Source organism: Paraburkholderia silvatlantica, from assembly GCF_003096715.1.
In the GTDB taxonomy this organism is placed as follows: Bacteria; Pseudomonadota; Gammaproteobacteria; order Burkholderiales; family Burkholderiaceae; genus Paraburkholderia; species Paraburkholderia silvatlantica.
This window is the reverse complement of sequence record NZ_QEOL01000001.1, coordinates 358,311-383,668: the sequence shown is the minus strand read 5'-3', so window position 1 is coordinate 383,668 and position 25,358 is coordinate 358,311. Positions and strand designations below refer to the sequence as shown.

The window sequence follows — 25,358 nt, the reverse complement described above, 5'->3', positions numbered from 1 at the left end:
GGAGTCTTAACGTTTATGACCTAACATCGTAGGCGCAACCCGCTTGCAGGAGATACCCCTATGTTCACCGATACGGCCGCTCAGCTTGTGCATGCGCGCGGCGCGAGCATCGATGAGAAGTCATCCGCCGATGCGTTCGAGGATCTCTCCAACCGCGGAATGCCATGGTTCGCGGGCAAGTTGAGCGCCGGCACCAGGGGTGCGCGTCAATCGCGTCGAATACCGCGAGCGCGATGGCGCGGATCGCGGCCCTGGGCTCCTCTTCCCTGGCCCCTTTCGCTAGGGCGCGGGCGAGAACATCGCCCGTCGCGGTGGCAAGGAGGCCGTTCCTGTGGGCGATATGCCAGTAGATTGCCCCGCTGCCCGTCGCCAGGCGTGTCGCCAGTGCCCGAAATTCGTCCTTGCCCGCCTCGACTACGCGGACTGCTCCGGGCGGCAGTGCACGGGGATACCGCGCCGGATCCGCGTGCAGCCGGTCGAGCGGAAACCGCGACCGTGAACGTCTGCTTCCAGGTCACGACCGTTACCACGATAACCCAGATCGCACTACCGTCCGGCGTCGGCATGAGCGCGCCGTACTCCTGCCAGGTATCGAAGAGCCGGTTGTTATCGGACGGGATACCGCCCGCGCCTGGTTGTTGCTGCTCGTTGCTGCCGAGAAACGCTCGCACCGTTTCGGCAAGCGTCTTCGCGACGCACCACAGCGATTCGCCGTCGCAGTAGCCGGTGGCGCCCGCGCGATTGAGCGGCATTTCATCTTCCGCCAGCAGCCGGCGCAGCCCTCCCATCAGCCGCTCGATCAGCTGGACGCTGCGGGCGGTCACGAGCCGTGTGCGCGGCCCCGTGAGCAAATTCTGTGCGACCGAGCGCCGGTCCGCCTCGCCGACGATCTTCGCAAGTGCCCCTTCCTTTGCCTCGGCGTCATCCGACAGATACGCGGCCAGCTCGTCGAGTACGGGAGGGTACTGTGCAAACCAGCCTAGTGATGCAGAGGGAACCAGGCGCTGGAGCAGCACGATCGACAGGCGCGCGTGCGCACCGTAATCCCGTTGTGGAGGTTCCGGAAAATCGACCCGGTACCACTGGCTACCCCTGGCCGCGGTGCGCTCATCATCGAAGTGACGATGGTCTCAGCACCAGCGTCATACACAGGCAACAAGCCAAGCTGATGCTGTCAGTCCCGTGCTTCGCCGGCATCGGCCACTGTCGTTGGAACGGTCGTTCGTCTACACGGCAGTTTGCTGCCGGCTCTACGGTCCTGGCCGCGAGCGTATCGAGACCGTCTCCGGGCTGCGTACGCAGAACGCGGGCGCGCTGTGCCGCTCGGCGCCGGGCCATTGCTCCACCGAAACCATTGCGTGCGACATTGGTGACCATCACCTGCCTTATGTCGTGGTTGCCATATTTTCAGCATTGCTGCGGCGGCCCGGCGAAGTATTGCTCGTCGGTCACTGGCTCCAGCCACTCGACGTTCTTGCCGTCCAGCGCTTCCTGGATCGCGACGTGTGTCATGGAGGTCGTCGGTGACGCACCGTGCCAATGCTTGTGGCCTGGAGGACACCAGATCACATCGCCTGCGCGGATCTCAACGATGGCTTCGCCTTCGCACCGCGTCCAGCCGCAGCCTGCGGTCACGAGCAACGTTTGCCCAAGCGGATGCGTATGCCAGTTCGATCGCGCGCCGGGCTCGAAGGTCACGCTCGCACACGACACCCTCGCAGGCGGCGGCGGAGCGTTCAGCGGGTCGATGCGTACGGTGCCGGTAAACCATTCGGCCGGTCCCTTGATCGACGGCTGTGAACCGGGTCTCTTCAGTTCCATGGTGTTCTCTCAGTTGTCAGTTTTCGTGGCCGCGAAAAGCTCCCTGAGCTTCGACACGGTCGACATTGCATTGGGCCAGCCCGCGTAAAACGCGAGGTGGGTCGTGAGTTCGACGAGTTCGTCCCGCGTCACGCCGTTCTCGATGGCGCGCGGAATATGGAAGTTCATCTGCTCGGTCTTGCCGAGCGCAATGAGCGCGGCGCAGGTCACGAGGCTGCGATCGCGCTTCGACAACTGCGGACGCTCCCAGACGTCGCCGAACAGCACCTCGTCGCTGAGTTCGGCCAGCTTCGGCGCCAGATCGCCGAACGACTGGCGCGCGGCTGTGGGCTTTTCGGACATTCTGCTTCTCCTTCATTGACCATGAACCAATGCCATTGTGGAGTGGCCCGTCGCCGTCGACTAGGCGCTAGAATGAACCAGGACTTATGAACAGGGCTCATCAATGCTGCGCGAAAACATCTCGGATATCCTCGCCTTCATCGCAGTCGCCCAGGAGGGCAGCTTCACCCGTGCGGCAGCGAAACTCGGGGTCACGCAAAGCGCGTTGAGCCATACGCTGCGCGCACTCGAAGTGCGGATGGGCGTCCGGCTTCTCAATCGCACCACCCGCAGCGTGGCTCCGACTGCCGCCGGTGAGCGGCTGTTGGGAACCGTCACGCCGCGCCTTGAGGAGATCGAGGCCGAACTCACCGCCGTGGTCGAAACGCGTGAGAAGCCCGCCGGCACCATCCGTATCACGGCTACCGACTACGCTGTCGATATGGTTCTCTGGCCACGCCTGTCCAGCGTCCTGCACGACTACCCGGACATCAAGGTCGAATTCGTCGTCGACTATGGCCTGTCCGACATCGTCGCGGACCGTTTCGATATTGGCGTGCGCTGGGGCGACCAGGTCGCGAAGGACATGATCGCGGTTCGCATCGCCCCCGATATGCGTCTGGCTATCGTTGCTTCGCCGGACTATCTTCGCAAACACGCAACTCCGAGGCAACCAAAGGACCTGCTCCAGCACAACTGCATCACACTGCGACTGCCGACGCGCGGCGGCCTGTACGCGTGGGAGCTGAAAAAAGGGAAGAAAAAAATCCAGGTGCGTGTCGACGGACAGCTCACGTTCAATGGCACGTATCAGATGCTGAACGCTGCGATCGACGGCGCCGGGCTTGCGTTTGTTCCCGATGACCTCGCACAGCCCCATATCACAGCCGGGCGGCTCAGGTACGTGCTCGAAGACTGGTTCCCGACCTTTCCCGGGCTCCACATCTACTATCCGACCCGCCGTGAATTTTCGAAAGCACTCGCTGTAGTTGTGGATGCGCTGCGCAACAGCGCTCGCGCGCGGGAAAATGACATGTGCCTCGATCGCAATGCCAGTGGCCAGTCAAAGTTGGGGGCACGCTGAATGCACTTGCAGCCCATCGAACGCGCTATGCTCAGCGATTCAAGGTTCGTTCAATGCTGGCAGCAACGCTTTCGGTATCGATTCATGCCACAAGCAAACGCTTCTGCACGCGGAGCCGTCCTGGTTCATCTGCTGCGACGACGCTCCATGTCCGGCATTCCACAGTCGTCCCGCGCTGCGTGCGATAAGCTGGCATTTGTAGCAAAACCGTGCTCTCGTCCACTTCCAGCAAACGCCCGGTTACAGGCTCGCCGTCGCTGAACTCCACCAGTATTTCGTCTCCCGGTGACAGTCGTGCGCGGCCAGGCGCTTCGAGGTTACGTAGCAGTGAACCAGGGTATAGATGCGTGTGGTTGGCAGAAAAACGCCAAGGCATGAGAGCGCCTCCATCGCGTCCAGCGATACCCGATCTGCGTGACACCAGGCACGCGAAGCATTACCTCGGCGAGTTCACGGTCTGCTCTGCTCGCCGCCTGGTTAATGCCCGTCCAGCCGAACGGTGGCTCCTAGTCGTCGTCTCCAAGACTGCCGGGAAGTCCATCTGTTGATGAAGGATACGGACGACGTCGATCAGGGACGGGGATTCCCTGAAAAACACGACATGCATTCCAACCCGCGCCTTCCTGTAGCCTTCCCGCACGTCTGCGGCGGACAGACTGGGCTGGGTTCCCTCGACCAGACCAGCCACAGAACTTTCGATGCTCAGGATGTAACGCTCCGCCTGCGCCTCGCCCCATCTCCCGACGGTGTAATCCCAGATATCATCAAGGTCACGTTCGGCCGCGGGTGAGAGAACATACGCTCTCATGCAACCTTGTTCCGCTTGCCCGCGACGTACCGGCGGAAATCAAACGGGCGCGATGGTCCAGACTGCTCACCTTCAATCAAGGCGTTTCGCAACGCCTCCAGTCTAGCCTCCTCGCTCTCGAGCAGGCGCAGGCCGGCCCGCACAACATCGCTCGCGGTGCTATATCGGCCGCTGCGCACGCGGTCATCGACGAATTCCGAGAAATGTTCACCGAGCGTGAATGATGTGCTTTTGCTCATGGCCTGATCCTCCTCGACCAAGGATACCAATTTCTGGTATTCGATGCCAGCGAATCGACTTTCCGGCGTCGGGGCTGGTGCATCTCCTTGCACGGACGCGCCACTGTTTAGCATGAGCGCCTCAGCCTTTGCCGTCCTTTATTCCGCCCCTTTATATCGCGTACACCCCGAAGTCCGACGAAAGTAATCACGCGGCTTCCACACGGTGTGCGCTATCCGCCCACGCCCCCCACGACGACGTATTATTCCCGCAGCAGGCCGCCGCAGATTTTCCGCACCGCTTATCGCTCCATCACCCAATCAGTGTCGCGTCCGGCGCAGTCATCGATATTGCGTGGCCCCCGCCCGCTGCACCTCGTTTGCGTTCATTCCCTGGACCCCAGCGCGGCGTCCGTCAAATTCCTTTCGCTCCGTCCTCTGCTTCAGGCTGACGCTTTCAGCGGCCGAAACCCGTTGCGCTTCTCGTCATCCAGTTGTGCGAGCAAACCTAGCTCCCACGCGAGGTACTCGCGCGACGCCGCCTTGTTGCCGGTATGCCGGTCGTGTACGAAGAACAGAAAATCGATCCGCTCCGCCGGGGCAAGCGCGTCTGGCGCCCGATGCACGGCTTCACCCTGTGCACGCCACGCAGCCAGACCGCCATCGAGCACAGCGAACGCGTGCCGCCCCGCCTCTGCGAGATCGGCAACGGCCCACGCAGCGAGCCGCGGATCATCGGCCACCAGCGTCACGTGCTGCGGGCCGCCGGCGAGCGGCGCCGCAAGCCCCGGACGAATCAACCACCGGCTGCCGGGAACATGCCCTTCGAGCCAAGCCGCGCTCGACCGCAGATCCACGACGGCCGTGCTGCCGTCGCGACATGCCGGGCCAACGTGCCGACATCGATCACCGGCAGCGCGAGCGGGCCCGGCACGCGGGGATCCGGCAACGCGAGTCCGCTGTCGATTCCACCAGTCAACACCCACGCTTCATGACCCAGCTGCCGCAGCCAGCTCGCCGCGACCGGCGCGCGAATGCCGTCGTCATCGAACACCACCACCCGCGCGTTGCTCACGCCGATGTATTGATCGGTGGCCTGTTGCAGCTGGGCCACCCGGCGCATGCTGTGCACTGGGCAGCGTCCCGGCGGCGAACTCTTCCGGCGTACGCACATCGCACAGATACACCGTGCGCTCGCCCGCGTCGGTCCAATCGCGCACCGTCTGTGCATCGACCCATTGCACACCCGCACGCTCCGTCAGGGCCCGTGCCGCGACGCGTCGTTCGGCCACCGGCTGCACGTCATCACGATACCGGCTCTGCTGACCGTGCTCCAGCGGCAAATCCGCCAGCACCCAGCCCTGCGTGCCGTTTTCAAGCGCATAGACCGGATTGCGAACGCCGAGGTTGCGCAGCGTCTGCGCACCGATGATGCTGCGCGTGCGGCACGCGCAATTGATCACGACCGGCGTGCGCTCGTCCTCGATGAATGTATCGATGCGATACGCGAGTTCACCGTTGCCCATGTTCGCGCACGTCGAACAGCGCGAGTTCCTGGCCTTCGTGCGGCCAGCGTTTCAGTATCGCTGCGGAGATCGTGTCCGTCATCGATCGGACCTCGCTCAGTTTTTCGAAGGAATCGGCCAGATGGCTTTCTGCACGGCGTTGAAGCGCGGATCGTATTCGACGTCCACTTTCACCTTCTTCTTGATCGCGTGTCCTTCGTAGAGGATGTCGGCGATGTGCTGCTCTTCGCCCAGCAAACCGCTGTCGAATTTCACGAAGTTGCCGCTGCGCACCTGATACTCGAACGCGGCGCGTTCGTCCGGGATCTTCAGCGTGTCCTTGAGCACCGCGATCACGTCGTCGCGATGCGCGTCATGCCATGCCCAGTAACCGGACAGCCGTGAAAAAAAGTCCTGCAGCGCCGCGACTTTCGCCGGATCCTGCAGATCCGCGGACGTGGTGGTCCACACGTTCAGCGCAGGAATCTGCGTATCGCGGTCTGTCAGCAGGATGTGGCCAGCACCGGATTTGATCGTCGGCAGGACGGGGCCGAGCGCGCCCGCGTAGACGTCGACCTCGCCCGCATTGAAGCCGGCAGCCGAAGTCGCACCATCGGCGAACTTGACCGGCCGGATGTCCTTCTCGGTGACGCCGGCCTTCACCAGCGTAGCGAGGTACTCGGCGTGGTTGTAGCCGCCGTAGTTGTAGCCGAACGTGTGTCCCTTGATCGCCTGCACGTTGCCGATACCGGCACTGGCACGCACCGCAGTGACCTCGGGCGGGTAGTCTTTCGAATACGCGTTGCGCCAGCCCGCGACGATGTGCAGCGGCGGCGTCTCTTTCGTCCAGTCGGTGCGCGCGTTGGCCTGCTCGATCGTCAGCGACGTATCGCCCATATGCCCGAGGTCGATCCTGCCCGCGTACAGCGCCGACAGGTTGGCTGCGGGGCCCGTCAGCAGTACCCATTCGATCTGGTACGGCGCGCCGTCGACCACGCCCGATTTGCGGATCAACGCGGGAAACGCTGGATCCTGGTACGCGATGACGAGTTTCGTGCCCTTGAGATCGACCGGTTTGGTCTGCGCGGCAACGGTGCCGGACGCCACGAGCGTCACAGCGGCGAACAAGGCCGCAAGCCCGGCATGAAGTGATTTTTTAATCGACATAAACAGGTGATTGGAAAAATGAAGAGAGGCGAAAGAAACACGAATCGAAACGACAGTCAGTCAGGCCACGCTCAGCGAGAACTGGCCGAGCAGTTCACGCTTGAGCGCATTGAATTCGGGTGATGTCACGTCGCGTTCGCGCGGCAGATCGACCCGCGTTTCATGGCAGATGCTCCCTTTGGACAGGATCACGATGCGGTCGGCCAGAATCAGCGCCTCGTCCAGATCGTGCGTGACGATCACGAGGCCAAACCGGTAGCGCGCCCACAGCTTCAGCACGAGGCTCTGGATGCTGCGGCGTGTGAACGCATCCAGCGCGCTGAACGGTTCGTCGAGCAGCATCAGGTCGGGGCGCCGGTACAGCGCACGCGCCACGGCCACGCGCTGCGCCTGACCGCCGGACAGGCTCACCGGCCAGCTCGCGAGCTTGTCTTCGAGGCCCACGTCGTGCAGCGCGGCACGTGCCAGAGCCTGCGCATCCGGCTTGTCCGCGTCGTCGAGCAACACGTTCTTCCACACCCGCAACGCATGGATCAGGCGCGGCTCCTGGAACACCACGGACGTGTTGCCCGACACCTCCGTGCGGCCGCCCGTAGCCGATTCGAGCCCGGCAAGCAGCCGCAGCAGCGTGGTCTTGCCGGTGCCGGACGGCCCGACGAGCGCCACGACCTCGCCCTTGCGCACCGTGAAATCGACGTAATCCAGCACCGTGTGGTCGCCGTAGCGTTTGGCGACACGTGACAGGCTCGCGACGACGGGCGCGGCCTCCTGCTCCACCGGATGAACGAGTTCAGACATGCGCACCTCGCCAGGCCAGCGCCTTGCGTTCGACGAAGCGCAACAGCGCATCGACGCTGATCCCCAGCACGGCATACACGAGGATGCCCGCGATGATGATGTCGGTGCGCTGGAACTGGTTCGCGTTGTTCAGGATGTAGCCGATGCCGGCGCTCGCGTTGATCTGCTCCGCAGCCACCAGCGCCAGCAGCGAAATCGCCGCTGCGTAGCGCACGCCAACGAGGATGCCGGGCAACGACATCGGCAGGATGATCAGGCGGATCTGATGCGCGCGCGACAGGCGAAACGTGCGGCCGAGTTCCAGCAGCTTCGGGTCGATGCCGCGGATCGCGTGATATGTGCTCAGGTACATCGGCGAAATCGCCGCACCGACGATCAGTGCCACCTTCGACACCTCGCCGATTCCGAACCACACCACGAAAATCGGTACGAGTGCGATGAACGGAATGGTGCGCAGCATCTGCAGCACGCTATCGAAACCGCGTTCGGCCGATTTGCTGAGGCCTGCGGCGACACCGAGCAACAGCCCCGCGCCGCCACCGATCAGCAGCCCCACCGCTGCGCGCGCCAGCGACACCTTGAGCGCATCCTGCAGATCGCCCGATTGCCACAGCTCGCGATATGCAGCCAGCACCGACGCCGGCGACGGCAACACAAATTCGCTCGCCACGCCCAGCGACGACGCGAGTTGCCACAGCGCAATCAGCAGCACCGGCACGAGCGCCCGCAGCAGCGGTTCGCGCAGCGTGGCGAGCCGCGATGAAGCCGTGCCCGCAACCGGCACGGGTCCCACGGCGAGAGTCGATTCCCGGGTAGACATCGTCACTCCTTCAGATGGCCACATGCGAGGCCAGCGCCCCGGACGTAGCGGTATCGGTCACGTCAGCACGGCCGGCATAGCGGCTCGTCGGACGCGGCAGCCCATAGTGTTCGCGCAGCGTGGTGCCTTCGTACTCGCGACGGAAAATGCCCTTGCGTTGCAGCAGCGGCACGACGTGATCGACGAAAGCCGCGAGCCCAGACGGAAACACATCCGCGTTCAGGTTGAAGCCGTCTGCCGCGCGGCCGGCGAACCAGCGCTCGATATCGTCCGCGATCGTCTCGGGCGTGCCCACCAGCATCCGGTGTGCGCCCGGATTGCGATCGAGCAGTTCGCGTACCGTCAGGTTCTCGCTGCGGGCGAGCAGCACCGTCGAGCGGATGAAGCCGCTCGACACATCGGAACGCGTGCCGCTGTCGAGCAGGTCGTATGGCAGCGGTGCATCGAGTTGCAGCGCGTCGGATGTGACGCCGAGCGCGCCCGCGAACTTCGCGAGTTCGGCGCTGCGGTCCAGCAGTGCATCCATCTCCGCCTTGCGCTGGCGCGCTTCGCCCAGCGTGCCGCCGATCACCGGGTACAGGCCCGGCAGGATCAGGAAATGGTCGGGGTTGCGTCCATGGCCGACGGCGCGTGCCTTGATGTCGCGATAGAACGCCTGCGCGCCGTCGAACGTGGTCTGCGCGGTGAACACGGCATCCGCGTGGCGTGCGGCCAGTGCGACGCCCGCCTCCGAGCCTCCGGCCTGGACCAGCACCGGACGGCCCTGCGGACTACGCGGCAGATTCAGCGGACCACGCACCTGGAAGTGCGGACCGTCGTGCGCAATGGCATGCACACGCGTTGGGTCGGCATAGCGGCCGCTCGTGCGGTCGGCGATCAGCGCATCGTCTTCCCAGCTGTCCCACAGCTTCTGCACCACGTCGACGAACTCCGCTGCACGTTCGTAACGCGCAGTCTTGTCGAGCGCGGCGCCACCGCCGAAGTTGCCGGCCGCGTCCGTATCGTAGGTGGTCACCGCATTCCACGCGACGCGCCCCGCGCTCAGATGATCGACCGATGCGAAACGTCGAGCGAGGTTGTACGGATCATTGAACGTCGTCGACGCGGTGCCGATCAGGCCGACGTGCCGCGTCACGGCCGCAAGCGCGGTGAGCAGCACCGTCGGTTCCAGCGACTGCGCCGGCCCGTGGGCATGCCCACGCAACGCCAGCGCGTCGGACAGGAACACCGCATCGAGCTTGCCGCGCTCGGCGGTCTGCGCGATCTTCGTGAAGAACGCCAGATCGATGATCGACTTCGGGTTGTCGAGCGTACGCCAGCCGGCCGGATGGCGGCCGGTGCCGGTGACGTTGGTGTTCAGATGGAGGGTACGGGCTGCACTCATAATGGGTTCTTTACGGCAAGGGATCGCGGTGTGCCGCGCGTCACGCGGTGGCTCGAAGCGACGCGAGCCACGCTGTGCTGCGCTCGTGATTCGGCGTGCCGAAGTCGAGCACGTCGATCGACGCAATGCCGTCGCGCTCGAGCTGATCGACCAGTTGCAGTTCCCACGCGAGGTAGGCCTGCATCTGCTGTGCGGCCTGCCCGGGCCCGTAGTGATACGGGCTGTACCACGCGTCGTCGTCGCCGGTCAGGTTGCCGTCGTCGCCCGTGGCGTGCGGCAGGCCCAGCGCGAGCCAGCGGTCGGTACCGCCCAGCAGCGCAAACACCCCGGCGCGCCGCTCGAGCAACTCGTCGGCCAGCAGACCCGCGAGCGCGCCGTCGGCCGACGTGAGCACGAGTTGACGCGACGGGTCGTCGATCTGCGCGAGCAGGTCCTCCAGCGCGCTCGCCGCGACGAAGCGCGCACCGGCGATATGCGCGCGGCGAAACGCGAGACTGCTGTCCACGTCCACGACCAGCGCACGTTCCGCTTTCAGCGCCTGCGCGAGCTGATCCGCTTCGATCCATGGCGTGCGCTGCGGCGCGCGCAGCAACGGCCGCGGTTCAGGACCGGCTTCGAAGCTGTCCTGCGCGACGTCGTCGGCCACCACGAACACCTGCAGATAGCCGAGCTGCACGAGCCACGACGCGGTCATGCGAGCGCGCACGCCGTCATCGTCGGTGAGCACGACGCGCGCGTGCAGCGTGCCGACGTATTCGTCGGTGGCCTGCACCAGCTGACCGCCGGGCGCCGAGCGCCAGCCCGCACGATGCGCGGCCTCGTATTCCAGCGGGCTGCGCACGTCGAAGCGGTACAGCGTGTGGGTCGCGGCTTCCCGCTCGAAACGCGCCAGCGTCACGGCATCGATCTCGACGACGCCGGCATGAGCAGCGGCACGGCGCGCAAGCGCTCGCGCGCTGTCGAGCGTGGCGGCGTCGGGACGCGGCGCGGTACGGATCTGGCCGTGTTCGAGTTCGAGCCCGGCGAGCAGCCACGACATCGAGCCGCCCGTCAGCGCGGCGACCGGATTGGGAATTCCGGCATTCACGAGCGACTGCGCGCCAAGGATGCTGCGCGTGCGTCCCGCGCAGTTCACCACGATCAACGTGTCCGGCGACGGTGCCGCCGCCAGCGCGCGATAGACGAGTTCCGCGCCCGCGCATTCGACGCCGCCCGGAATGTTCATGTTCTGAAATTCCGGGAACGGCCGGCTGTCGAGCACCACGAGGTCTTCGCCTGCGTCCTGCAGACGCTTCAGCGTGTCGGCATCGATGTTCGGCGTGTTCAACCGATGCTCGATCATTTCTCCGAAAGTCTTGCCGGGCACATTCGTGCCGCTGAACACCTCGAAGCCAGCCGCCTCCCAACCCGCCACGCCGCCATCGAGAATCGACACGTTCGTGTAGCCGAAGCGGGCCAGCAGTGCAGCGGCGCGTGCCGTATATTCGCCGGCTTCGTCGACCAGCACGACCGGCGCGGCGCGGCGCGGCACGAGCTGCCTGACCAGCAGACCGAGCCGGCCGACCGGCGCGATCGATGAATAGAACAGCCGGCGGCGGGCGGACACGCCCTCCTCACGCACATCGAGAATCGCGAGCTCGTTGCGGGCGGCAAGCGCCGCGCGCAGCGCGGCCGGGGTAATCAGCGGAACGGTAGAGTGACTCATCGTCAGGCGTCAGGTGAAAAGCGGTGATCGGGGTCTGCGTGCTGCCTTCGCAGCACGCAGACATGGACAGCGAGATGGGCCGGCAACAGGTCAGAAGAACGCGGCGGTCGGCAGCGGCACGCCGTTGAGCGCATGGTTGCCGACCACCCGCGCCTTGTAGAGGCCGGGGTTGTGCGAGGCGATCGTGCGGATGTTGCGCCAGTGCCGGTCGAGTTGCGCGACCTGGCGCGCAGCGGATGCGCCGCCCACGTCGAACAGTTTCGTGGCGCCCTGCAGCGCGAGCGGGTCGATCACGACCTTCGCCTTCGCGCTGCGCAGCGCAGCTTCGACGAACAGCCCCTCGTCGGGCCGGCCGGCGATCGCGCTGTCGAAAGCGTCGCCGAGCACGGCGGCGGCATTCAGCACTGCGGCCTCGGCCACGAAGGCCGCGCTCTGCAGTTCACCGACGGTCTCCTGCAGCAGCGGATCGTCGACGGGGCGCGGCGCGACCGCGTGGTAGTAGTTGCGCTCGCGCCGCTGCACGAGCTCGACCGCGTCCTTCGCGACCCGCCGCAGGACGCCCGCGATGATGGTCGTGAGGTAGAGCTGCGCGAAGGTAGCCTGGTGCGGCAGCTTGACGTCGTCGGCAAGGACCAGCACGTCCCCGGCCGCAACCTCGACGTCGGTGAACACAGTGGTGCCGCTCGCCGTCTGGCGCTGTCCGATGCCATCCCAGTCGTCTCGCACGTCGACACCGGGTTGCCGCACCGCCACGCGGACGCCGGCGAAGCGGCCATCGGGCGCCTTCGCGTTGACGATGATGTGATCGAAATACAGATTGCCGGTGCTGTAGTACTTGACGCCGCTCAACCGATAGCCGTTACCGGCGGGCTCGAGCCGGGTGTTGCCGTCGCCGTCGCCGATGTTCTGAGTGCCCAGCTCGCTCGCGCCGAGGCCGAATAGCCCGCCATCGCGCACGAGCGCCGTCCAGCGCTGGTATTGGGGCAGATGGCGGGCACGCAGCGCTTTTTCGACGAAGGCGAAATGATTGCGCAGAATATGCGGGATGTTCGAGTCGGCCTCGGCAAGGTCCAGCACCAGCTCGAAAAGTTGAGGCAGCGTCGCGCCCGCGCCGCCTTCGCTTGTCGGAACGCGGAACAGGCCAAGACGCGCGGCGCGCACCAGCTTGATGGCCTCACGCGCATCGGCTTCGCCGCGCTCGCGCGCCGCCGTGCCGGCCGCAATCGCCGCGACGAGTTCGCGCAGGGCGGCGGAGCCGGCCTGCACGGGTGCGACGCCGGGATCGGTGGCCAGTTTCGAATCGATCGTTCCCATCAACAAGACTCCTCGTGAATTCGGATGAACCCGGCTGTACGCCGGGTCGAGTGTCGGTCCCTGCCATACAGCCTTTACACCGCAGACCGCACGCGCACCCGCAGCCCGGCCTGCTCCAGCAGCGGCAGCACCGCCTCGCCGAAATACGCCAGGTCGGGCTCGAAATCGAAAAAGGTGAGCTGCACGCCATCGATGCCGGCTGCCTTCAGACGCAGCAGATCGTCGACGACATGCTCGGGTGAACCGATGATCTGGATGTTGCCGCCCAGCACGCGCTGCTCGCGCTGGTGGCCCTTCCAGGCGCGTGCGTCGCTGCGCCGTCCGGTGAAACCGTCAACGGCACCGAAATCGGCGTGCGACAGGATCGCGTCGTGATACGCGCTCGCCTCGTGTTCGGTCGGCCGGCACACGATGGTCGGATTGATCAGCGTGCGTACCTCGCGCCCATGCGCCTGGGCCGCGGCGCGCACTTGCGCCGTATGCGCGGGCAGCACGTCGAGCGCCGCGTCGATCTGTGCGCCCGCCGAGCTCGTAATGAAGATCAGGTCAGAGTGTTTCGCCGCATAGTCGATCCCGGCCGGAGAACTCGTCGCGTTCACGAGCACAGGACGGCCAAAGCGGGGTTTGGGCGAGACGAAGGCGTTGCGGGTGCGGTACCACCGACCGTCGAACGTGAGGTTGTCGTCGAGCGACCAGAGTTGCTCCATCAGGTCGACGAACTCGCTCGCCATCTCGTAGCGCTGGTCGTGCTCGAAGTGCCCGTCACGGCCGAACATCTCGGCCTCATCCACGGAGTGACCGGTCACCATGTTCAAGCCCCAGCGGCCACCCGAGATGTGGTCGAGCGTGGCGCCGAACTTCGCGAGATGCAGCGGATGCCAGTTGCCGTACAGGATATGCAGCGTCGACACCAGCAGGATGCGCTTCGTGACGGCGGCCAGCGACGCGATCGCGATGAACGAATCGAGCGACTCGCGCCGGTAGCGCGTCGTGCCACCGTGGCCATCCTTGCCGAGCCATTGCGCGAGACCGAACACGAGATCGAAGCCGAGGTCTTCCGCCGTGCGGGTCAGCCGCGCGTTGTAGTCGAAGCTCCAGTCGGTCGTGCGCGGCAGCGTCGACATCGACCAGCCACCGCTCTGGATCGGCAGGAACAGGCCCAGCATCAGCGGTTGTGCCAGCGCCTGCGAGAGCGGGCTGGCGGGGAATCCGGCGGGTGATGAAATCGACATGAAGCACCAGATAAAAAGTGGACGAAGCGCGCTCAGGCGTCGCGAACCGACGCAAGCGACGAATATGCGCCCATCGGCGTGTTGCTAAAGCCGTTGAGGCTTGCCGCATGGATCGCGTAGAAATGCAGTTCGAGCAGGTTCACCGACGGCACCTGCTCCTGCGCGATCTGCTGGAGCTGGTCGATGAACGGCTTGCGCGCTACCGGGTCGCTGACCGTCACGAGACCCTCGATCGCGCGGTCCATCTCCGGCGTGGCATAGCCGGTTGCATTACTCGAAGTCGAACCGGGCTTGATGGCCTTGCTCCAGTAGCGGCGCGTCACGCCGAGCTGCGGATCGGCGAAGGCCGCGTACCAGTTCACCGTCGTATCGAAATCGTAGTCCGCGTACACGCGGCGATTGAAGGTCGGCACGTCGGTCGGTACCAGCGTGAGCTCCACGCCGATGTGACGCAGTTGCGCCTGGATGAATTGCGCTGTCAGCACGTACTGGTTGCCGAATGGCAACGGCAGGTTGTTGATCCGTACCCGCACGCCATCCGCGCCGCGGTGGAAACCCGCGGCATCGAGCAGCGCCTCCGCATGCGCAGGGTCGTAGTTGTACTGCGGCAGATCCGGTTTGAAGAAACGCGTCTGGTAACTCGGGATCGGCCCCTGCGCGGGCTTCGCGAGGCCGTACCAGACCACCTTCGCCAGCGCATCGCGATTGATCGCGTGCGCGATCGCCTGGCGCACACGCAGATCCTGGAACGGCTTGCGGCGCAGGTTGAAATCGAAGAACGAGATCGGCGCGATACCGTCGAACACGTGACTCGACACCACGAAGCGCGCATCGGTCCGCAGCCGCACGAGATCGGGCAGCGCGACGGCATCGGTGGGCGCATAGCGCAGGTCGCCGGATTCGAGTGCGGTCAGACGCGTGCCTTCATCAGGGATGATGCGGAACACGATGCGCTCGAAATGCGGCGGATTCTGTCGATCCCAGTAATCGGGATTGCGTTCGAGCACCACGTAGTTGCCGCGCGCCCACTCCTTGAACACGTACGGGCCGTTGCCGACCGGATGCGCGTTCAGCGGATTGGTCAGCGGCGGGCTGCCCGCATACAGATGCTTCGGCAGGATCTGCGTTTCGTAGCCGCCGAGTGCGGACCACACTGCCGGCACCGGCGACGTGAAGCGGAACACCGCGGTGTGGTCATCGGGCGTATCGACGGCTTCCAGCGTGGCGAAGGTCGCATTGCCGCGCGGGTGGAAGCGTTTCGTGACTTCCATCAGCGAGTACTGCACGTCCGCCGATGTGAACGGATGACCGTCGTGCCATTTGACGTCCTTGCGCAGATTGAACGTGATGGTGCGGTGATCGGCCGATTCGGTCCACGACTGCGCGAGCTGCGGGACCGGGTGGAACGCGTCGTCGTAGGTCACGAGTCCGTCGAAGATGTTCACCGACACGATCACCGCGGGATTCGAGATGTTCAACCCCGCGACCCAGCCCGCTGGCTCCGGCACGATCACGGCTTGCAGCACGTCGTGACCTGCGGCGGTCTGCGGTGTCGGACTGGCCGCGAAGGCCACCCCGGGCAGCGCGGCCATGCCCGGCAGCACGGGCGCGGCCGCGGCTACGGCGAACTGGAAGAACTGGCGACGCGTGATCAACTCAGAGACTCCTCGTGATTTCGGGTTGCGGCTCGACGGGTTCGGCCGCAGGCGCGCGGTCAGCACGCTGCGCGTTGACTTGAATGGGGTGCAACGGCGTTTGCGGTTGCGTTGATACCTCGGTTTGCGTTCGACCTGGCAGCTGTGCATCGCCGCGATACAGATGACAGGCCACGACATGCGCACCGTCGATCGACGCCAGTGCGGGCGGCGTCTCGCCGCACACCGGTAGCGCATGCGGGCAGCGTTGACGGAACCGGCAGCCGCGCGGCGGCGCGAACGGATCGGGTAGCTCGCCCGACGACGATGCGGGCAACGTCGCACCACGCGCCGGAATCGAGTCGATCAGCAGTTGCGTGTACGGATGTGCCGCGTTCCGCCACAGCGCTTCGCGTGGCAGCACCTCGACGATCTGGCCGAGGTACATCACCGCGATGCGATCGGCGAGGTAGCCGACTGCCGCGAGATCGTGACTGATGAACAGACATGCGATGCCGCGCTCGCGCTGCTGGTCGGCGAGCAGGTTCAGCACCTGCGCCTGCAGCGACACGTCCAGTGCGGAGACGGGCTCGTCGCAGATCAGCACCTCGGGGTCTACGCTCAGCGCACGTGCGATGTTGACGCGCTGGCGCTGGCCGCCCGACAGCTCGTGTGGCATCCGGCCGGCAAACGCCGGGCTCAGTCCGACCTGATGCAGCAGTGCATCGACACGCTCGCGCCGTTGGGCAGCGCTGCCGATACGGTGCACTGCGAGCGGTAACGTCAGGCTGCGGCGCACCGTCTTGCGCGGATCGAGCGCGCTCAACGGATCCTGGAACACCATCTGCATGCGCCGGCGCCACGGCAGCCGCTGCCGGTGCGTGAGCTGGCCGAGATCCTGGCCGTCGAGACGCACTGTGCCTGCGGACGGTTCGATCAGACGCACGATGGCCTTGCCGAGCGAACTCTTGCCGCAGCCGGATTCGCCCACGAGGCCGAGTGTCTCGCCGCGCTGCAATCGCAGCGACAGCGTGTCGACGGCGGTCAGCGTGCCGCGCCGCGTCGAGTAGCGAACGCTCAGACGATCGACGTCAAGCAGCATGGCTTCTCCTGTCGTGGAGCGCCGCGCCTGCGGCGGGCGTATCGAGGATGCAGCGCAGGCCGCCGTCACCAAGCGTGCGCCAGGCCGGCGCCGACTCGTGGCAGGCGCTCTGCGCGAAGGTGCAGCGTGGCGCGAACGCGCAACCGTGCGCAACGGTACCGGGGAGCGGCACCGAACCGGCAATCTCGGCGAGCCGCGTGCGCGTGTCGCCGCGCTGCGGGCGCGCCGCCAGCAGACGTTGCGTGTAGGGGTGCGCAGGCGCGTCGAACAAGGCATCGGCCGATCGCTCTTCGATCTTGCGACCGGCATACATCACGGCGACACGATGCGCGAGCTGACCGACGATGCCGAGGTCGTGCGTGATCAGCAGCAGCGCCATGCCGGTCTGCTGCTGCAGCCGCGCGAGCAGCGCGAGGATCTGCGCCTGGATCGTGACGTCAAGCGCTGTGGTCGGCTCGTCGGCGATCAGCAGACGCGGCTTTCCCGCCAGCGCCATCGCGATCACGACGCGCTGACGCATGCCGCCAGACAACCGGTGCGGATAGTCGTCCACGCGCCGCGCGGGTTCCGGAATGCCCACTTCGCGCAACAGTTCGAGCGTTTCGCTACGCGCGGCGCGGCCCGTGAGCCCCCGGTGCAGCTTCAATGCTTCAGCGATCTGCTGGCCGATTGTGCGAACCGGGTTCAGTGCCGCAAGCGGATCCTGAAAGATCATGCCGATGCTGCCGCCGCGCAGCGCGCGCCACGACGCTTCGGATTGCGTCAGCAGATCGGTGCCGGCAAAGCGCAGCCGCGTGGCCGACACCCGCGCGACGCCCGCGTCGAGCAGGCCCATCAGCGCAAGCGCGGTCGTCGATTTGCCGCAGCCGGATTCCCCGACCAGCGCGAGCGTCTCACCGGTGCGGATTTCGAACGACAGCCCGTCCACGGCAGGCGCAGGCGCCTGGCCGCGCGCACCGGCGAACGCGATATCGAGTTGCTCCACGTCGAGCAGCGGCGCGCCGTTCACAGCGCCCCCCTGCGGCGCGGATTGACGAGGTCGTTCAGCCCGTTGCCGATCAGGTTCAGGCTCAGCACCGTCACGAGCACCGCGCAGCCCGGCAGCGCGGTCATGTACCACGCGGTCTGCAACGCCTCGCGTCCCGAGCCGATCATGCTGCCCCACGTCACCACGTTCGGATCGCCGAGACCCAGGAACGACAGCACCGCTTCAGTCAGGATCGCGTTGCCCGCGAGGATCGACAGCATCACGATTGCGGTCGTTGCGACGTTCGGCAGCACATGGGTGATCACGATGCGCGGCCGGCTCATGCCGATCACGGTCGCCGCCTGCACATACTCCGCGCGGCTCACGCGCAGCGCATCGGCCCGTACCAGCCGCGCCACCTGTGGCCAGTTCGTCAGCGCGACGCCGACCACGATCGTCGTGACGCTCGGATGCACGACGACCACCAGCACGATCGTGAACAGCAGCGCGGGCATCGTCTGGAACAGGTCGGCCACGCGCATCGTCAGGTCGTCGACGAGGCCGCCGTAAAACCCGGCCGCCGCGCCGACCAGCCAGCCGGCGAGCGTCGCGAGCAGCCCTGCGGCGACGCCGATTTCGAGCGACACGCGCGCGCCGAAGGCGATGCCGCTGAACATGTCGCGGCCCATCATGTCGGTGCCCAGCAGGAAAGACGGATCGGTGCCCGGCCACGTGAACGGCGTGCCCACCATGTCGAGCGGATCGTTGTGTGTGAAATATGGCGCGCCGGCCGCAAGCACGCAGATCGCGACGAGCAGCACGACGCCTGCGCTCAGACCTGGCGATTGCGCGATGCGCCGCCAGATGCGCGTACCGGCTCGCGTCAGTGTGAGGTCGCTCATCGTTCCACCTCGATGCGCGGGTCGAACCAGCCGTACGTGAGGTCCATCGCCAGATTGACGAGCAGCACCAGCACCGAACTGAAGAACAGGATGCCGAGCAGCAGGTTGAGGTCGCGCGATGCGACGGCATCGAGCGCGAGCTGGCCGAGGCCCGGCCAGCTGAACACGGTCTCGATCGCCACCGAGCCGCTGAACAGCGTGCCGAACTGCAGCGCGGTCATCGTGACGATCGGTAGTAACGCATTCGGCACCACGTGACGGCGGATCGTCGCGACGCGCGACACGCCCTTGGCACGCGCAGTGCGGACGAAGTCGAGGCCGCCCACTTCGAGTACGGCGGCGCGCATCAGGCGCGCGTAGATCGCGAGGTAGTACGCGGCGAGGCAGAACACTGGCAGCACCATGTGCGCGGCAACGTCGCCGACGTGCGCCCAGCCTGTCGCGACGACGCCTGGCGTGGTGATGCCGCCCGCCGGAAGCCAGTGCAGATGCGCGGAGAACAGCACCATCAGCATCAGGCCGAGCCAGAACAGCGGCGTCGCGAAACCCAGCGTTGCCAGAACGGAAATCACGACGTCGACCCAGCGCTGCCTCGACACCGCCGACACGGTGCCGGCGAGGCAACCGAACACCAGCGCGATCGCGAGCGCGCCGCCCATCAGCAGCGCAGTGGCGGGCAGTCGATCGAGGATCAGATGTAGCACCGATTCGTTGTAGCGGAACGACCAGCCGAGATCGAGATGCGCCATCCGCTTCAGGTAGGCCAGAAACTGCAGCGCGAGCGGCTGGTCGGTGCCGAACTGATGGCGCAGCGCTGCCAGGTATTCGGGCGTTGCGGCGCCGGCCTCGCCCGCCATCACGTCGGCGAGATCGCCCGGCGCGAGCCGCAGCCAGAAGAAGTTCAGCACGGCGATCACCACCACGAGCGGCAGTGCCTGCAGCAGCCGGCGCACCGGCCACGGCAGCGAACGGCGGGCTCTGGCCGGCGCTGGTTCGCCCGAACGAAGCGGCACGTCAGCCATGACTCGGCGCGCTGACGCTGACGTCGTCGAGCGACGCGTAGACGCCGATCGGCGTCGTGTTGACGTTCTGCAGCCTGCGCGAATAGATGCGGAAGAACTTCAGTTCAGCGAGCGAGATCGACGGCAGATCGCGCTGCGCGATCACCTGCAACTGATGGATCGCCTGCGTGCGTTTGTCCGGGTCCTGCTCGGTCTGGATCGACTCGATCACCTGATCCATTTCCGTCGACGTGTAGCCGGAGCCGTTACTCCACGGTGCGCCGCTGATGATGTTCTTCGACCAGAAGCGGCGGATCACGCCGATCTGCGGATCCGCGAACGCTGCATAGAACACGTTCATCGTGTCGAAGTCGTGGTCCGTGTAGATCTTGCGCAGATAGGTGGGCAAGTCGTAGTTGACCAGCGTGACCTCGATGCCGATCCGCTTGAGCTGCTGCTGGATGAACTGCCCGGCGCGCTGGTAGTCCTCGCCGTAAGTGTGGTTCAGATGGTTGAAGCGCAGGCGCACCCCGTCGCTGCCGCGCGGAAAACCCGCTGCATCGAGCAGCGCTTCGGCTTTCTGCGGGTCGTACGGATACTGCGGCGTATCGGGTGTATAGAACTGCCTCTGATAGCTCGGCACCGGTCCGGTGGCGGGCGTCGCGAAGTCGTAGAAGACCGTCTTCGCCAGCAGCTTCAGGTTGATCGCATGGGCGATCGCCTGCCGCACGCGTACGTCCTGGAAGCGCTTTTGCCGAAGGTTGAAGTCCATGAAGAACATCGGCGCGTTCGAGCGCCAGCCCTTCGAATCGACGACGAGATTCGGGTTCTGCTCAAGGCGGCGCGCTTCGACGAGCGACACCGGCGTGAGCGGCGCGTACTGCACACTGCCGTTCTGCAGCGCGATGCTGCGCGCGCTCGCATCGGGAATAATGCGGAACACCAGTTCGTCGACGCGCGGTTTGCCCTTGTCCCAGTAATCCGGATTTTTCGCGAGGCGGATATAGTTGCCGCGGTTCCATTCCTTGAAGACGAAGCCACCCGTGCCGATGGGTTTCGCGTTGTACGGATTGGTCAGCGGATCGGTGCCGGCGTACAGATGCTTCGGGAAGATAAACGCCGACGACGTGTCGAGGTAAGCCCAGATCACCGGCGACGGCTGCGCGAGGCGGAATACCGCGGTGTACAGATCGGGCGTGTCGACGGCCGTGATCTGCGCGAAGGTCGGACGCGCGATCGGGTGCACCTTCTTCGACACTTCCATGATCGAATACTGCACGTCGGCCGACGTGAACGGCGTGCCATCGTGCCATTTCACGTCGTTGCGCAGCTTGAAGGTGATCGTGCGGCGATCGGAGGACTCGGTCCACGAGGTGGCGAGCTGCGGGACCGGACGGAAGGCCTCGTCGTAGGTAATCAGCCCGTCGAACAGGTTACTGGACACCACGTTGGTCGGATTGGCCGGCGTCGAACCGGCAGCCAGACCCGCAGGCTCCGGCAGCGTATTCGCGACGAGCGTCGTGCCGGAGGCCGCCCGGGCGAAGTCGCCGAACAGACTCCCTCCGACGATGGCGCCGGCCCCGATGAGAAATTCTCTGCGTGTGGACATCAGTGCAGTGTTATCGATCAAGATAGGCATCCTGAATGGACGCCGGACCAGGCGCTGGACGCATCGGGCCTCGGCCCTCGCGGTGAAACCCGCCTCGAGACGTCGCTCAGGGCTATTCCACTAATCCATCAATCTGTACAATATTTCGGAATGAAATTTCCGATTTATTGTATGAGTGCCCCCTGCACTACCCAACCAAGCAATTCATATATGCAATTCTGTTCAGCCGGTTTCGCGATGCACTTTGCATGTCGGCAGCGTCAGCCTGATCTCGCCGCGAGCTGCTAACCATGGCCTCGATTCCCACTAGCGAAGGCGTCGCGGAACGACGCGAGACGGAATCGGGCGCCCTGGCCCGAGGCCTGACGGTGTTGTCGCGGCTGCATGAGGCTGCGCGACCGCTCAGCCTGCAGGAGATCGCCGATAGCGTCGGGCTGCCCACGACGACCTGCCATCGCCTGCTGCAGTCGCTCGATCAGGCGGGCTATGTGTATCGGGAGGGCGCGCTGTATTGCCCGACGCCCCGCGCCGCGTGTCCGCTGCCGCTGGAACATCCGTTGAACCGGCTACGTCGCGACACTGCGCCGCTGATGCGCGAACTGCAGGAGCGCCACGGTCCGTCGGTGCTGCTGATCGCGTTCCTCGGCAACCATCGCGTGACCGTCGATTCGGTGGCGGGTAGCTACAGCGTGGCGCCCTACTTCGATACGAATGTGTCGGCGCCGCTGCATGCGTCGGTGTCGGGGAAGATCCTGCTGAGCGACCGGACGCCTGAACAGCGCGACCTGCTGCTCGGCCCCGAGCCGTTCGCGGCCCGCACCGAACTCACTATTCGCGATCGCAGCGTGCTGTATGCCGAACTGGAACAGGTGCACCAGCGCGGCTGGGCCACCAATGAAAACGAGAACGTGATGGGCATCAGCGCGGTCGGTACGCGGCTGGCAGCACCGTCCGGGCGTGCGCTGGGCGCAATCGTGCTGACCGGGCCGAGCCGCTTCTTCTGCAACGGCAATGAAGCGATGCGTGACGATCTGCGGCAGGCGTCAGAACTGCTTAACACCACGTCGCATGCAGTGCGCGCGATGTCGCAGTTTCTCGGTATCTAATGCCCGTACGCGATGCGCGTCGATCGAACTGCAGCAACCCGGCAACCAGCCGGCCTACGACGGCTTCCGGCTGCCGGACGACTTCCACCGCAGAACCCGGGGCCGAGAAACGCAAGGAAAGGCGGTCGCGTCCTGCATGCTCCTGTCGTCTCTTCTTATTCGAAAACGACGACTACGGCTGAGCCGCAAACTGGTGCTTCACGTCGATGTACATACAAATTTCGTCGCAGTTGTCGTAGAGCGAGCGATAACTACCAAGTGCGCGCTCACAATCGTCAATCTATGACTCGATCCCGACCGACCGTGATCGGCCGATTCTGTTGAAAAACTCCCCGCCAAATCGAATTTTGGCTATCCTGGAAGACATTGATCGACGGGGGGTGAACGTCATGACGGGTCAACAAGGTGGTGGTCAGGAGAAACTCTTCTATTCCTTCACGATTACAACGTGCGCACTTCGCGATGGGCTTGACTACGCTGCGGGAAAACCGGCGCGAAACGGGTAGTTCATCGCGCCTGCTGGATAAAGGTGGTCGCAGGCCGGCGACCTTCATTACAACAGTGTGGCGGAATGGCCCTGCTTCGTCAGGAGCGACACGGCCTTCTTGTCGAACGAGATGAACTGTTCCCCGCCAAGAAATCGGCCATCCCAGGCAATGACGCCATCGGCAAAATCGCCACCCAGCTCAAGCAAGGCAAGACCCGCTTCGGCAGCTGGCCGGTTCGCGACAACATTACGCGTATCCAGCAGCGCCCGGATGGCCGATGCGATATCCGGCTTCGCCACCTTGTATGCGCTGCGCAGGACCCACACCAGCTCGCACAATGTCTGCAAGCTTACAGCCACCATGTCGGCCGTATCCAGCAACGCGGTGGCCTTGTCGGCGTGTTCTTCATCATCGGCAACGATGGCGCGCAGGAGGACGTTCGTATCCACGGCTATCTTCATGCCTTGCCGGCTCCCGCCTTCGCTCCGGCTTTAGCGATTGCCTCGTCGATTTCCTCGATGCTCAGTCTGGCACCATTGGTCTTTCCCTTCAGGATGCCCCGAAGCTGGTGAAAAGACCCGCCAGCCCGTGCGGCCCTGAGTTCGGCCCGGCCGTCAGGCAGCAGATCTACCTCGATCCTTTCCCCCGGCTGGATGCCCAGATGCTGCAGGACTTCCTTCCGGAACGTCACCTGGCCCCGGGATGTGACAGTTAGCGTACTCATAACGACCCCTTCAGTAGATACCGCCATTGTAATGCAAATTTACATTACTTGTATGAGCGCTGATGATTCATCTGAACGTCGACTCAAACTTGCTGTTGCAAGGCGACCGCCCTATCGATACTGCATAAAAACGCAGTATCCGAGGGAACCCGCCATGGAGTATCTGATCAGGATCTATACGGAGAAGGACCGGCAGGTACTTGAATGGTTGCGCCAGCGCGTGGGCGACGCAGCGATTGCACAAGCCGTCGAGCAATGTGGTGGCGCCGCGAAGCCATATCTGCCCGCTGTATGCAGGCGCCTCGGAGTGCGAATCCCGATGCTGGCGAAGCCTCGCGTGATCGAGCCTGGTGCCGTGGCCGGGCAGTCGCTTGCGACCATTCGGGGTATCCTTGCTTCCCGTTCCCCGGGCGCGGGTTCACGAGCCAGCGCTCGCACGATGATGGCATCTCGCGACCAGGAACACGTCGTCCGGATTCCAGTCCCTCTCGAGTGGCGGAAACGTCTCGTACTCCTGCACCGTGGTTCTGGACGGTGCGAGCGGTGGCACGATGACATTGACACCGTCCTGATCGTTAACCACCGTGAACAGTAACGGACATGGACCGAAACGTGATGAGGTCGCTGCATTGCTCGCAGTGATGGTGCCAGGCGAGGACTACACGACGGGCGCTCTGGCCACGCAGCCTGGCTGGTCGCTCTCGACCGCGCGCACGATTATTCATGCTGCGGAGGACACAGGCATCGTCTGGAAGCACCGCTGCGCATGCAAGGGACCACTGGTGTGGGTGCGCCGCGATCGCATGCGTTGCCCATCCCGACAGCTTTCCATACCGGCTGGAGAGTTGCAGGGGTACGAGCAAGCATGGCGGAGCTTCCGCGACATCTGCATGCTGGCGCACGCGTCGTCGTAGTGATGTGCGCTTCGGCGTGGTTCGGCCAGGTAGTCTTGACCTTTCCTGAAAAATATTCGACGCAGCCTGGTGCATACTTGCCAGGCTGAACGTCGCGCGAAGCAGGATGGCGCGCGCCTTGCCAACCGGCGAACTTCTGAGACAAAGGAAAGACAGATGAGTATCTTCGGCGACATTGTGAACAAACTGTTCCATAAGGCCAAACCCGACGCGGCGCCGCCCGCGGCCGAACCGACCCCGGATCCGGCGGCAGCTCAGGCAGCTGTACCGGACGCAGCACCGGCACCTGCACCGCTGGCTGACGTCGACGTGGCTTCGGTGATGGACCAGCTCGTTGCGGAAAGCGGTCAGACCTTGAACTGGCGCACGTCGATTGTGGACACGATGAAGGCACTGGGAGTCGACAGCAGCCTCGAACATCGCAAGCAGCTGGCACAGGAATTGAAGTACACCGGCGACATGAACGACTCGGCTAGCATGAACGTGTGGTTGCACGGCCAGGTGATGGCGGCGCTGGCTGCAAATGGCGGCAAGCTGCCGGCAGACCTTGCAGGCTGACGATTGAAGCGTCGGGTCCGGGCGTTTCACGCCCGCCCCGTCGACATGAGTGGCGGACCGGCACTCTGGTACCCGGTGCGCATCAGCACATCGGTTCAGTAGGGGGCGAACAAGATAAGCAATTTCCTGTCATAGGTGTCCAGGTTATTATGACTTGGTCAAAACGCCGAAAATTG

General features: G+C 64.8%; 27 protein-coding genes. 4 read left to right on the top strand and 23 right to left on the bottom strand.

Annotation, left to right across the window (positions count from 1 at the left end; all coding sequences use genetic code 11):
• Window positions 1-206: 206 nt before the first annotated feature.
• From C7411_RS01820 to C7411_RS01810, 3 genes are all read right to left on the bottom strand, one after another.
• Complete coding sequence (locus C7411_RS01820; RefSeq protein WP_373682554.1) at window positions 207-1,016, bottom strand: TraI domain-containing protein; 810 nt, start codon at window positions 1,014-1,016, stop codon at window positions 207-209.
• A gap of 391 nt (window positions 1,017-1,407) precedes the next feature.
• On the bottom strand, window positions 1,408-1,821 hold the full coding sequence (locus tag C7411_RS01815; RefSeq protein WP_110382848.1) for a (R)-mandelonitrile lyase: 414 nt from the start codon (window positions 1,819-1,821) through the stop codon (window positions 1,408-1,410).
• A 9-nt stretch (window positions 1,822-1,830) separates the two neighbouring features.
• Window positions 1,831-2,163 carry a carboxymuconolactone decarboxylase family protein gene (locus C7411_RS01810; RefSeq protein WP_110382847.1) on the bottom strand — a complete coding sequence of 111 codons (333 nt, stop codon included), beginning with the start codon at window positions 2,161-2,163 and terminating at the stop codon, window positions 1,831-1,833.
• A 103-nt stretch (window positions 2,164-2,266) separates the two neighbouring features.
• On the opposite strand from C7411_RS01810, the gene C7411_RS01805 reads away from it, so the two are divergent.
• Window positions 2,267-3,226 carry a LysR family transcriptional regulator gene (locus tag C7411_RS01805; RefSeq protein ID WP_110382846.1) on the top strand — a complete coding sequence of 320 codons (960 nt, stop codon included), beginning with the start codon at window positions 2,267-2,269 and terminating at the stop codon, window positions 3,224-3,226.
• Window positions 3,227-3,662: 436 nt separating this feature from the next.
• On the opposite strand, the gene C7411_RS01800 is transcribed toward C7411_RS01805, so the two are convergent.
• The 18 genes from C7411_RS01800 to C7411_RS01725 all read right to left on the bottom strand — a co-directional run bounded on the left by C7411_RS01800 (window position 3,663) and on the right by C7411_RS01725 (window position 21,413).
• Complete coding sequence (locus C7411_RS01800) at window positions 3,663-4,034, bottom strand: type II toxin-antitoxin system RelE/ParE family toxin (RefSeq protein WP_110382845.1); 372 nt, start codon at window positions 4,032-4,034, stop codon at window positions 3,663-3,665.
• A complete protein-coding gene (locus tag C7411_RS01795; protein ID WP_110382959.1) occupies window positions 4,031-4,273 on the bottom strand; it encodes a type II toxin-antitoxin system ParD family antitoxin in 243 nt (80 codons plus the stop codon). Before C7411_RS01795 ends, C7411_RS01800 begins: the two co-directional genes overlap by 4 nt.
• Before the next feature lie 422 nt (window positions 4,274-4,695).
• Window positions 4,696-5,109, bottom strand: a complete 414-nt coding sequence (locus C7411_RS38005; RefSeq protein ID WP_243413012.1) for a rhodanese-like domain-containing protein — start codon at window positions 5,107-5,109, stop codon at window positions 4,696-4,698.
• Complete coding sequence (locus C7411_RS38000; RefSeq protein WP_243413011.1) at window positions 5,049-5,312, bottom strand: rhodanese-like domain-containing protein; 264 nt, start codon at window positions 5,310-5,312, stop codon at window positions 5,049-5,051. Before C7411_RS38000 ends, C7411_RS38005 begins: the two co-directional genes overlap by 61 nt.
• Window positions 5,296-5,778, bottom strand: a complete 483-nt coding sequence (locus tag C7411_RS37995; protein WP_243413010.1) for a rhodanese-like domain-containing protein — start codon at window positions 5,776-5,778, stop codon at window positions 5,296-5,298. Before C7411_RS37995 ends, C7411_RS38000 begins: the two co-directional genes overlap by 17 nt.
• A gap of 96 nt (window positions 5,779-5,874) precedes the next feature.
• Window positions 5,875-6,885 carry an ABC transporter substrate-binding protein gene (locus tag C7411_RS01785; protein ID WP_243413009.1) on the bottom strand — a complete coding sequence of 337 codons (1,011 nt, stop codon included), beginning with the start codon at window positions 6,883-6,885 and terminating at the stop codon, window positions 5,875-5,877.
• Between the two features lie 99 nt (window positions 6,886-6,984).
• Window positions 6,985-7,722 (bottom strand): ABC transporter ATP-binding protein, encoded by a 738-nt coding sequence (locus tag C7411_RS01780; RefSeq protein ID WP_110382843.1) that lies wholly within the window; start codon window positions 7,720-7,722, stop codon window positions 6,985-6,987.
• On the bottom strand, window positions 7,715-8,542 hold the full coding sequence (locus tag C7411_RS01775) for an ABC transporter permease (RefSeq protein WP_181431296.1): 828 nt from the start codon (window positions 8,540-8,542) through the stop codon (window positions 7,715-7,717). Before C7411_RS01775 ends, C7411_RS01780 begins: the two co-directional genes overlap by 8 nt.
• A gap of 10 nt (window positions 8,543-8,552) precedes the next feature.
• Window positions 8,553-9,926, bottom strand: coding sequence for an LLM class flavin-dependent oxidoreductase (locus C7411_RS01770; protein WP_110382841.1), 1,374 nt, complete (start codon window positions 9,924-9,926; stop codon window positions 8,553-8,555).
• Between the two features lie 40 nt (window positions 9,927-9,966).
• Window positions 9,967-11,631 (bottom strand): rhodanese-like domain-containing protein, encoded by a 1,665-nt coding sequence (locus C7411_RS01765; protein ID WP_110382840.1) that lies wholly within the window; start codon window positions 11,629-11,631, stop codon window positions 9,967-9,969.
• A gap of 90 nt (window positions 11,632-11,721) precedes the next feature.
• Window positions 11,722-12,945 (bottom strand): acyl-CoA dehydrogenase family protein, encoded by a 1,224-nt coding sequence (locus C7411_RS01760; protein ID WP_110382839.1) that lies wholly within the window; start codon window positions 12,943-12,945, stop codon window positions 11,722-11,724.
• 74 nt (window positions 12,946-13,019) lie between these two features.
• Window positions 13,020-14,177 carry an LLM class flavin-dependent oxidoreductase gene (locus tag C7411_RS01755; protein ID WP_110382838.1) on the bottom strand — a complete coding sequence of 386 codons (1,158 nt, stop codon included), beginning with the start codon at window positions 14,175-14,177 and terminating at the stop codon, window positions 13,020-13,022.
• 32 nt (window positions 14,178-14,209) lie between these two features.
• A complete protein-coding gene (locus C7411_RS01750; RefSeq protein ID WP_110382837.1) occupies window positions 14,210-15,832 on the bottom strand; it encodes an ABC transporter substrate-binding protein in 1,623 nt (540 codons plus the stop codon).
• Window position 15,833: 1 nt separating this feature from the next.
• A complete protein-coding gene (locus tag C7411_RS01745) occupies window positions 15,834-16,913 on the bottom strand; it encodes an ABC transporter ATP-binding protein (RefSeq protein WP_110382836.1) in 1,080 nt (359 codons plus the stop codon).
• Window positions 16,903-17,922 (bottom strand): ABC transporter ATP-binding protein, encoded by a 1,020-nt coding sequence (locus C7411_RS01740; RefSeq protein ID WP_110382835.1) that lies wholly within the window; start codon window positions 17,920-17,922, stop codon window positions 16,903-16,905. The genes C7411_RS01745 and C7411_RS01740 overlap by 11 nt, the downstream gene beginning before the upstream one ends.
• Window positions 17,919-18,782, bottom strand: coding sequence for an ABC transporter permease (locus tag C7411_RS01735; RefSeq protein WP_110382834.1), 864 nt, complete (start codon window positions 18,780-18,782; stop codon window positions 17,919-17,921). The genes C7411_RS01740 and C7411_RS01735 overlap by 4 nt, the downstream gene beginning before the upstream one ends.
• Window positions 18,779-19,804: an ABC transporter permease gene (locus tag C7411_RS01730; RefSeq protein ID WP_110382833.1), complete on the bottom strand. Its 1,026-nt coding sequence runs from the start codon at window positions 19,802-19,804 to the stop codon at window positions 18,779-18,781. Before C7411_RS01730 ends, C7411_RS01735 begins: the two co-directional genes overlap by 4 nt.
• On the bottom strand, window positions 19,797-21,413 hold the full coding sequence (locus C7411_RS01725) for an ABC transporter substrate-binding protein (protein ID WP_243413008.1): 1,617 nt from the start codon (window positions 21,411-21,413) through the stop codon (window positions 19,797-19,799). The genes C7411_RS01730 and C7411_RS01725 overlap by 8 nt, the downstream gene beginning before the upstream one ends.
• A gap of 269 nt (window positions 21,414-21,682) precedes the next feature.
• Here C7411_RS01725 and C7411_RS01720 point away from each other — a divergent pair, with 269 nt between their 5' ends.
• On the top strand, window positions 21,683-22,498 hold the full coding sequence (locus C7411_RS01720) for an IclR family transcriptional regulator (RefSeq protein ID WP_110382831.1): 816 nt from the start codon (window positions 21,683-21,685) through the stop codon (window positions 22,496-22,498).
• A gap of 553 nt (window positions 22,499-23,051) precedes the next feature.
• Here C7411_RS01720 and C7411_RS01715 read toward each other — a convergent pair.
• Together C7411_RS01715 and C7411_RS01710 are read right to left on the bottom strand one after the other, a co-directional pair.
• The gene (locus C7411_RS01715) at window positions 23,052-23,447 is read right to left on the bottom strand and encodes a type II toxin-antitoxin system VapC family toxin (protein WP_110382830.1); all 396 of its coding nucleotides are present in this window, start codon (window positions 23,445-23,447) and stop codon (window positions 23,052-23,054) included.
• Window positions 23,444-23,710 (bottom strand): AbrB/MazE/SpoVT family DNA-binding domain-containing protein, encoded by a 267-nt coding sequence (locus C7411_RS01710; protein WP_110382829.1) that lies wholly within the window; start codon window positions 23,708-23,710, stop codon window positions 23,444-23,446. The genes C7411_RS01715 and C7411_RS01710 overlap by 4 nt, the downstream gene beginning before the upstream one ends.
• On the opposite strand from C7411_RS01710, the gene C7411_RS39110 reads away from it, so the two are divergent.
• Window positions 23,640-24,305, top strand: coding sequence for a CppA family protein (locus C7411_RS39110; protein ID WP_480285498.1), 666 nt, complete (start codon window positions 23,640-23,642; stop codon window positions 24,303-24,305). The two genes, C7411_RS01710 and C7411_RS39110, sit on opposite strands and share 71 nt — an antisense overlap.
• A 475-nt stretch (window positions 24,306-24,780) precedes the next feature.
• On the top strand, window positions 24,781-25,182 hold the full coding sequence (locus C7411_RS01695; protein WP_110382827.1) for a DUF3597 domain-containing protein: 402 nt from the start codon (window positions 24,781-24,783) through the stop codon (window positions 25,180-25,182).
• Window positions 25,183-25,358 lie beyond the last annotated feature (176 nt).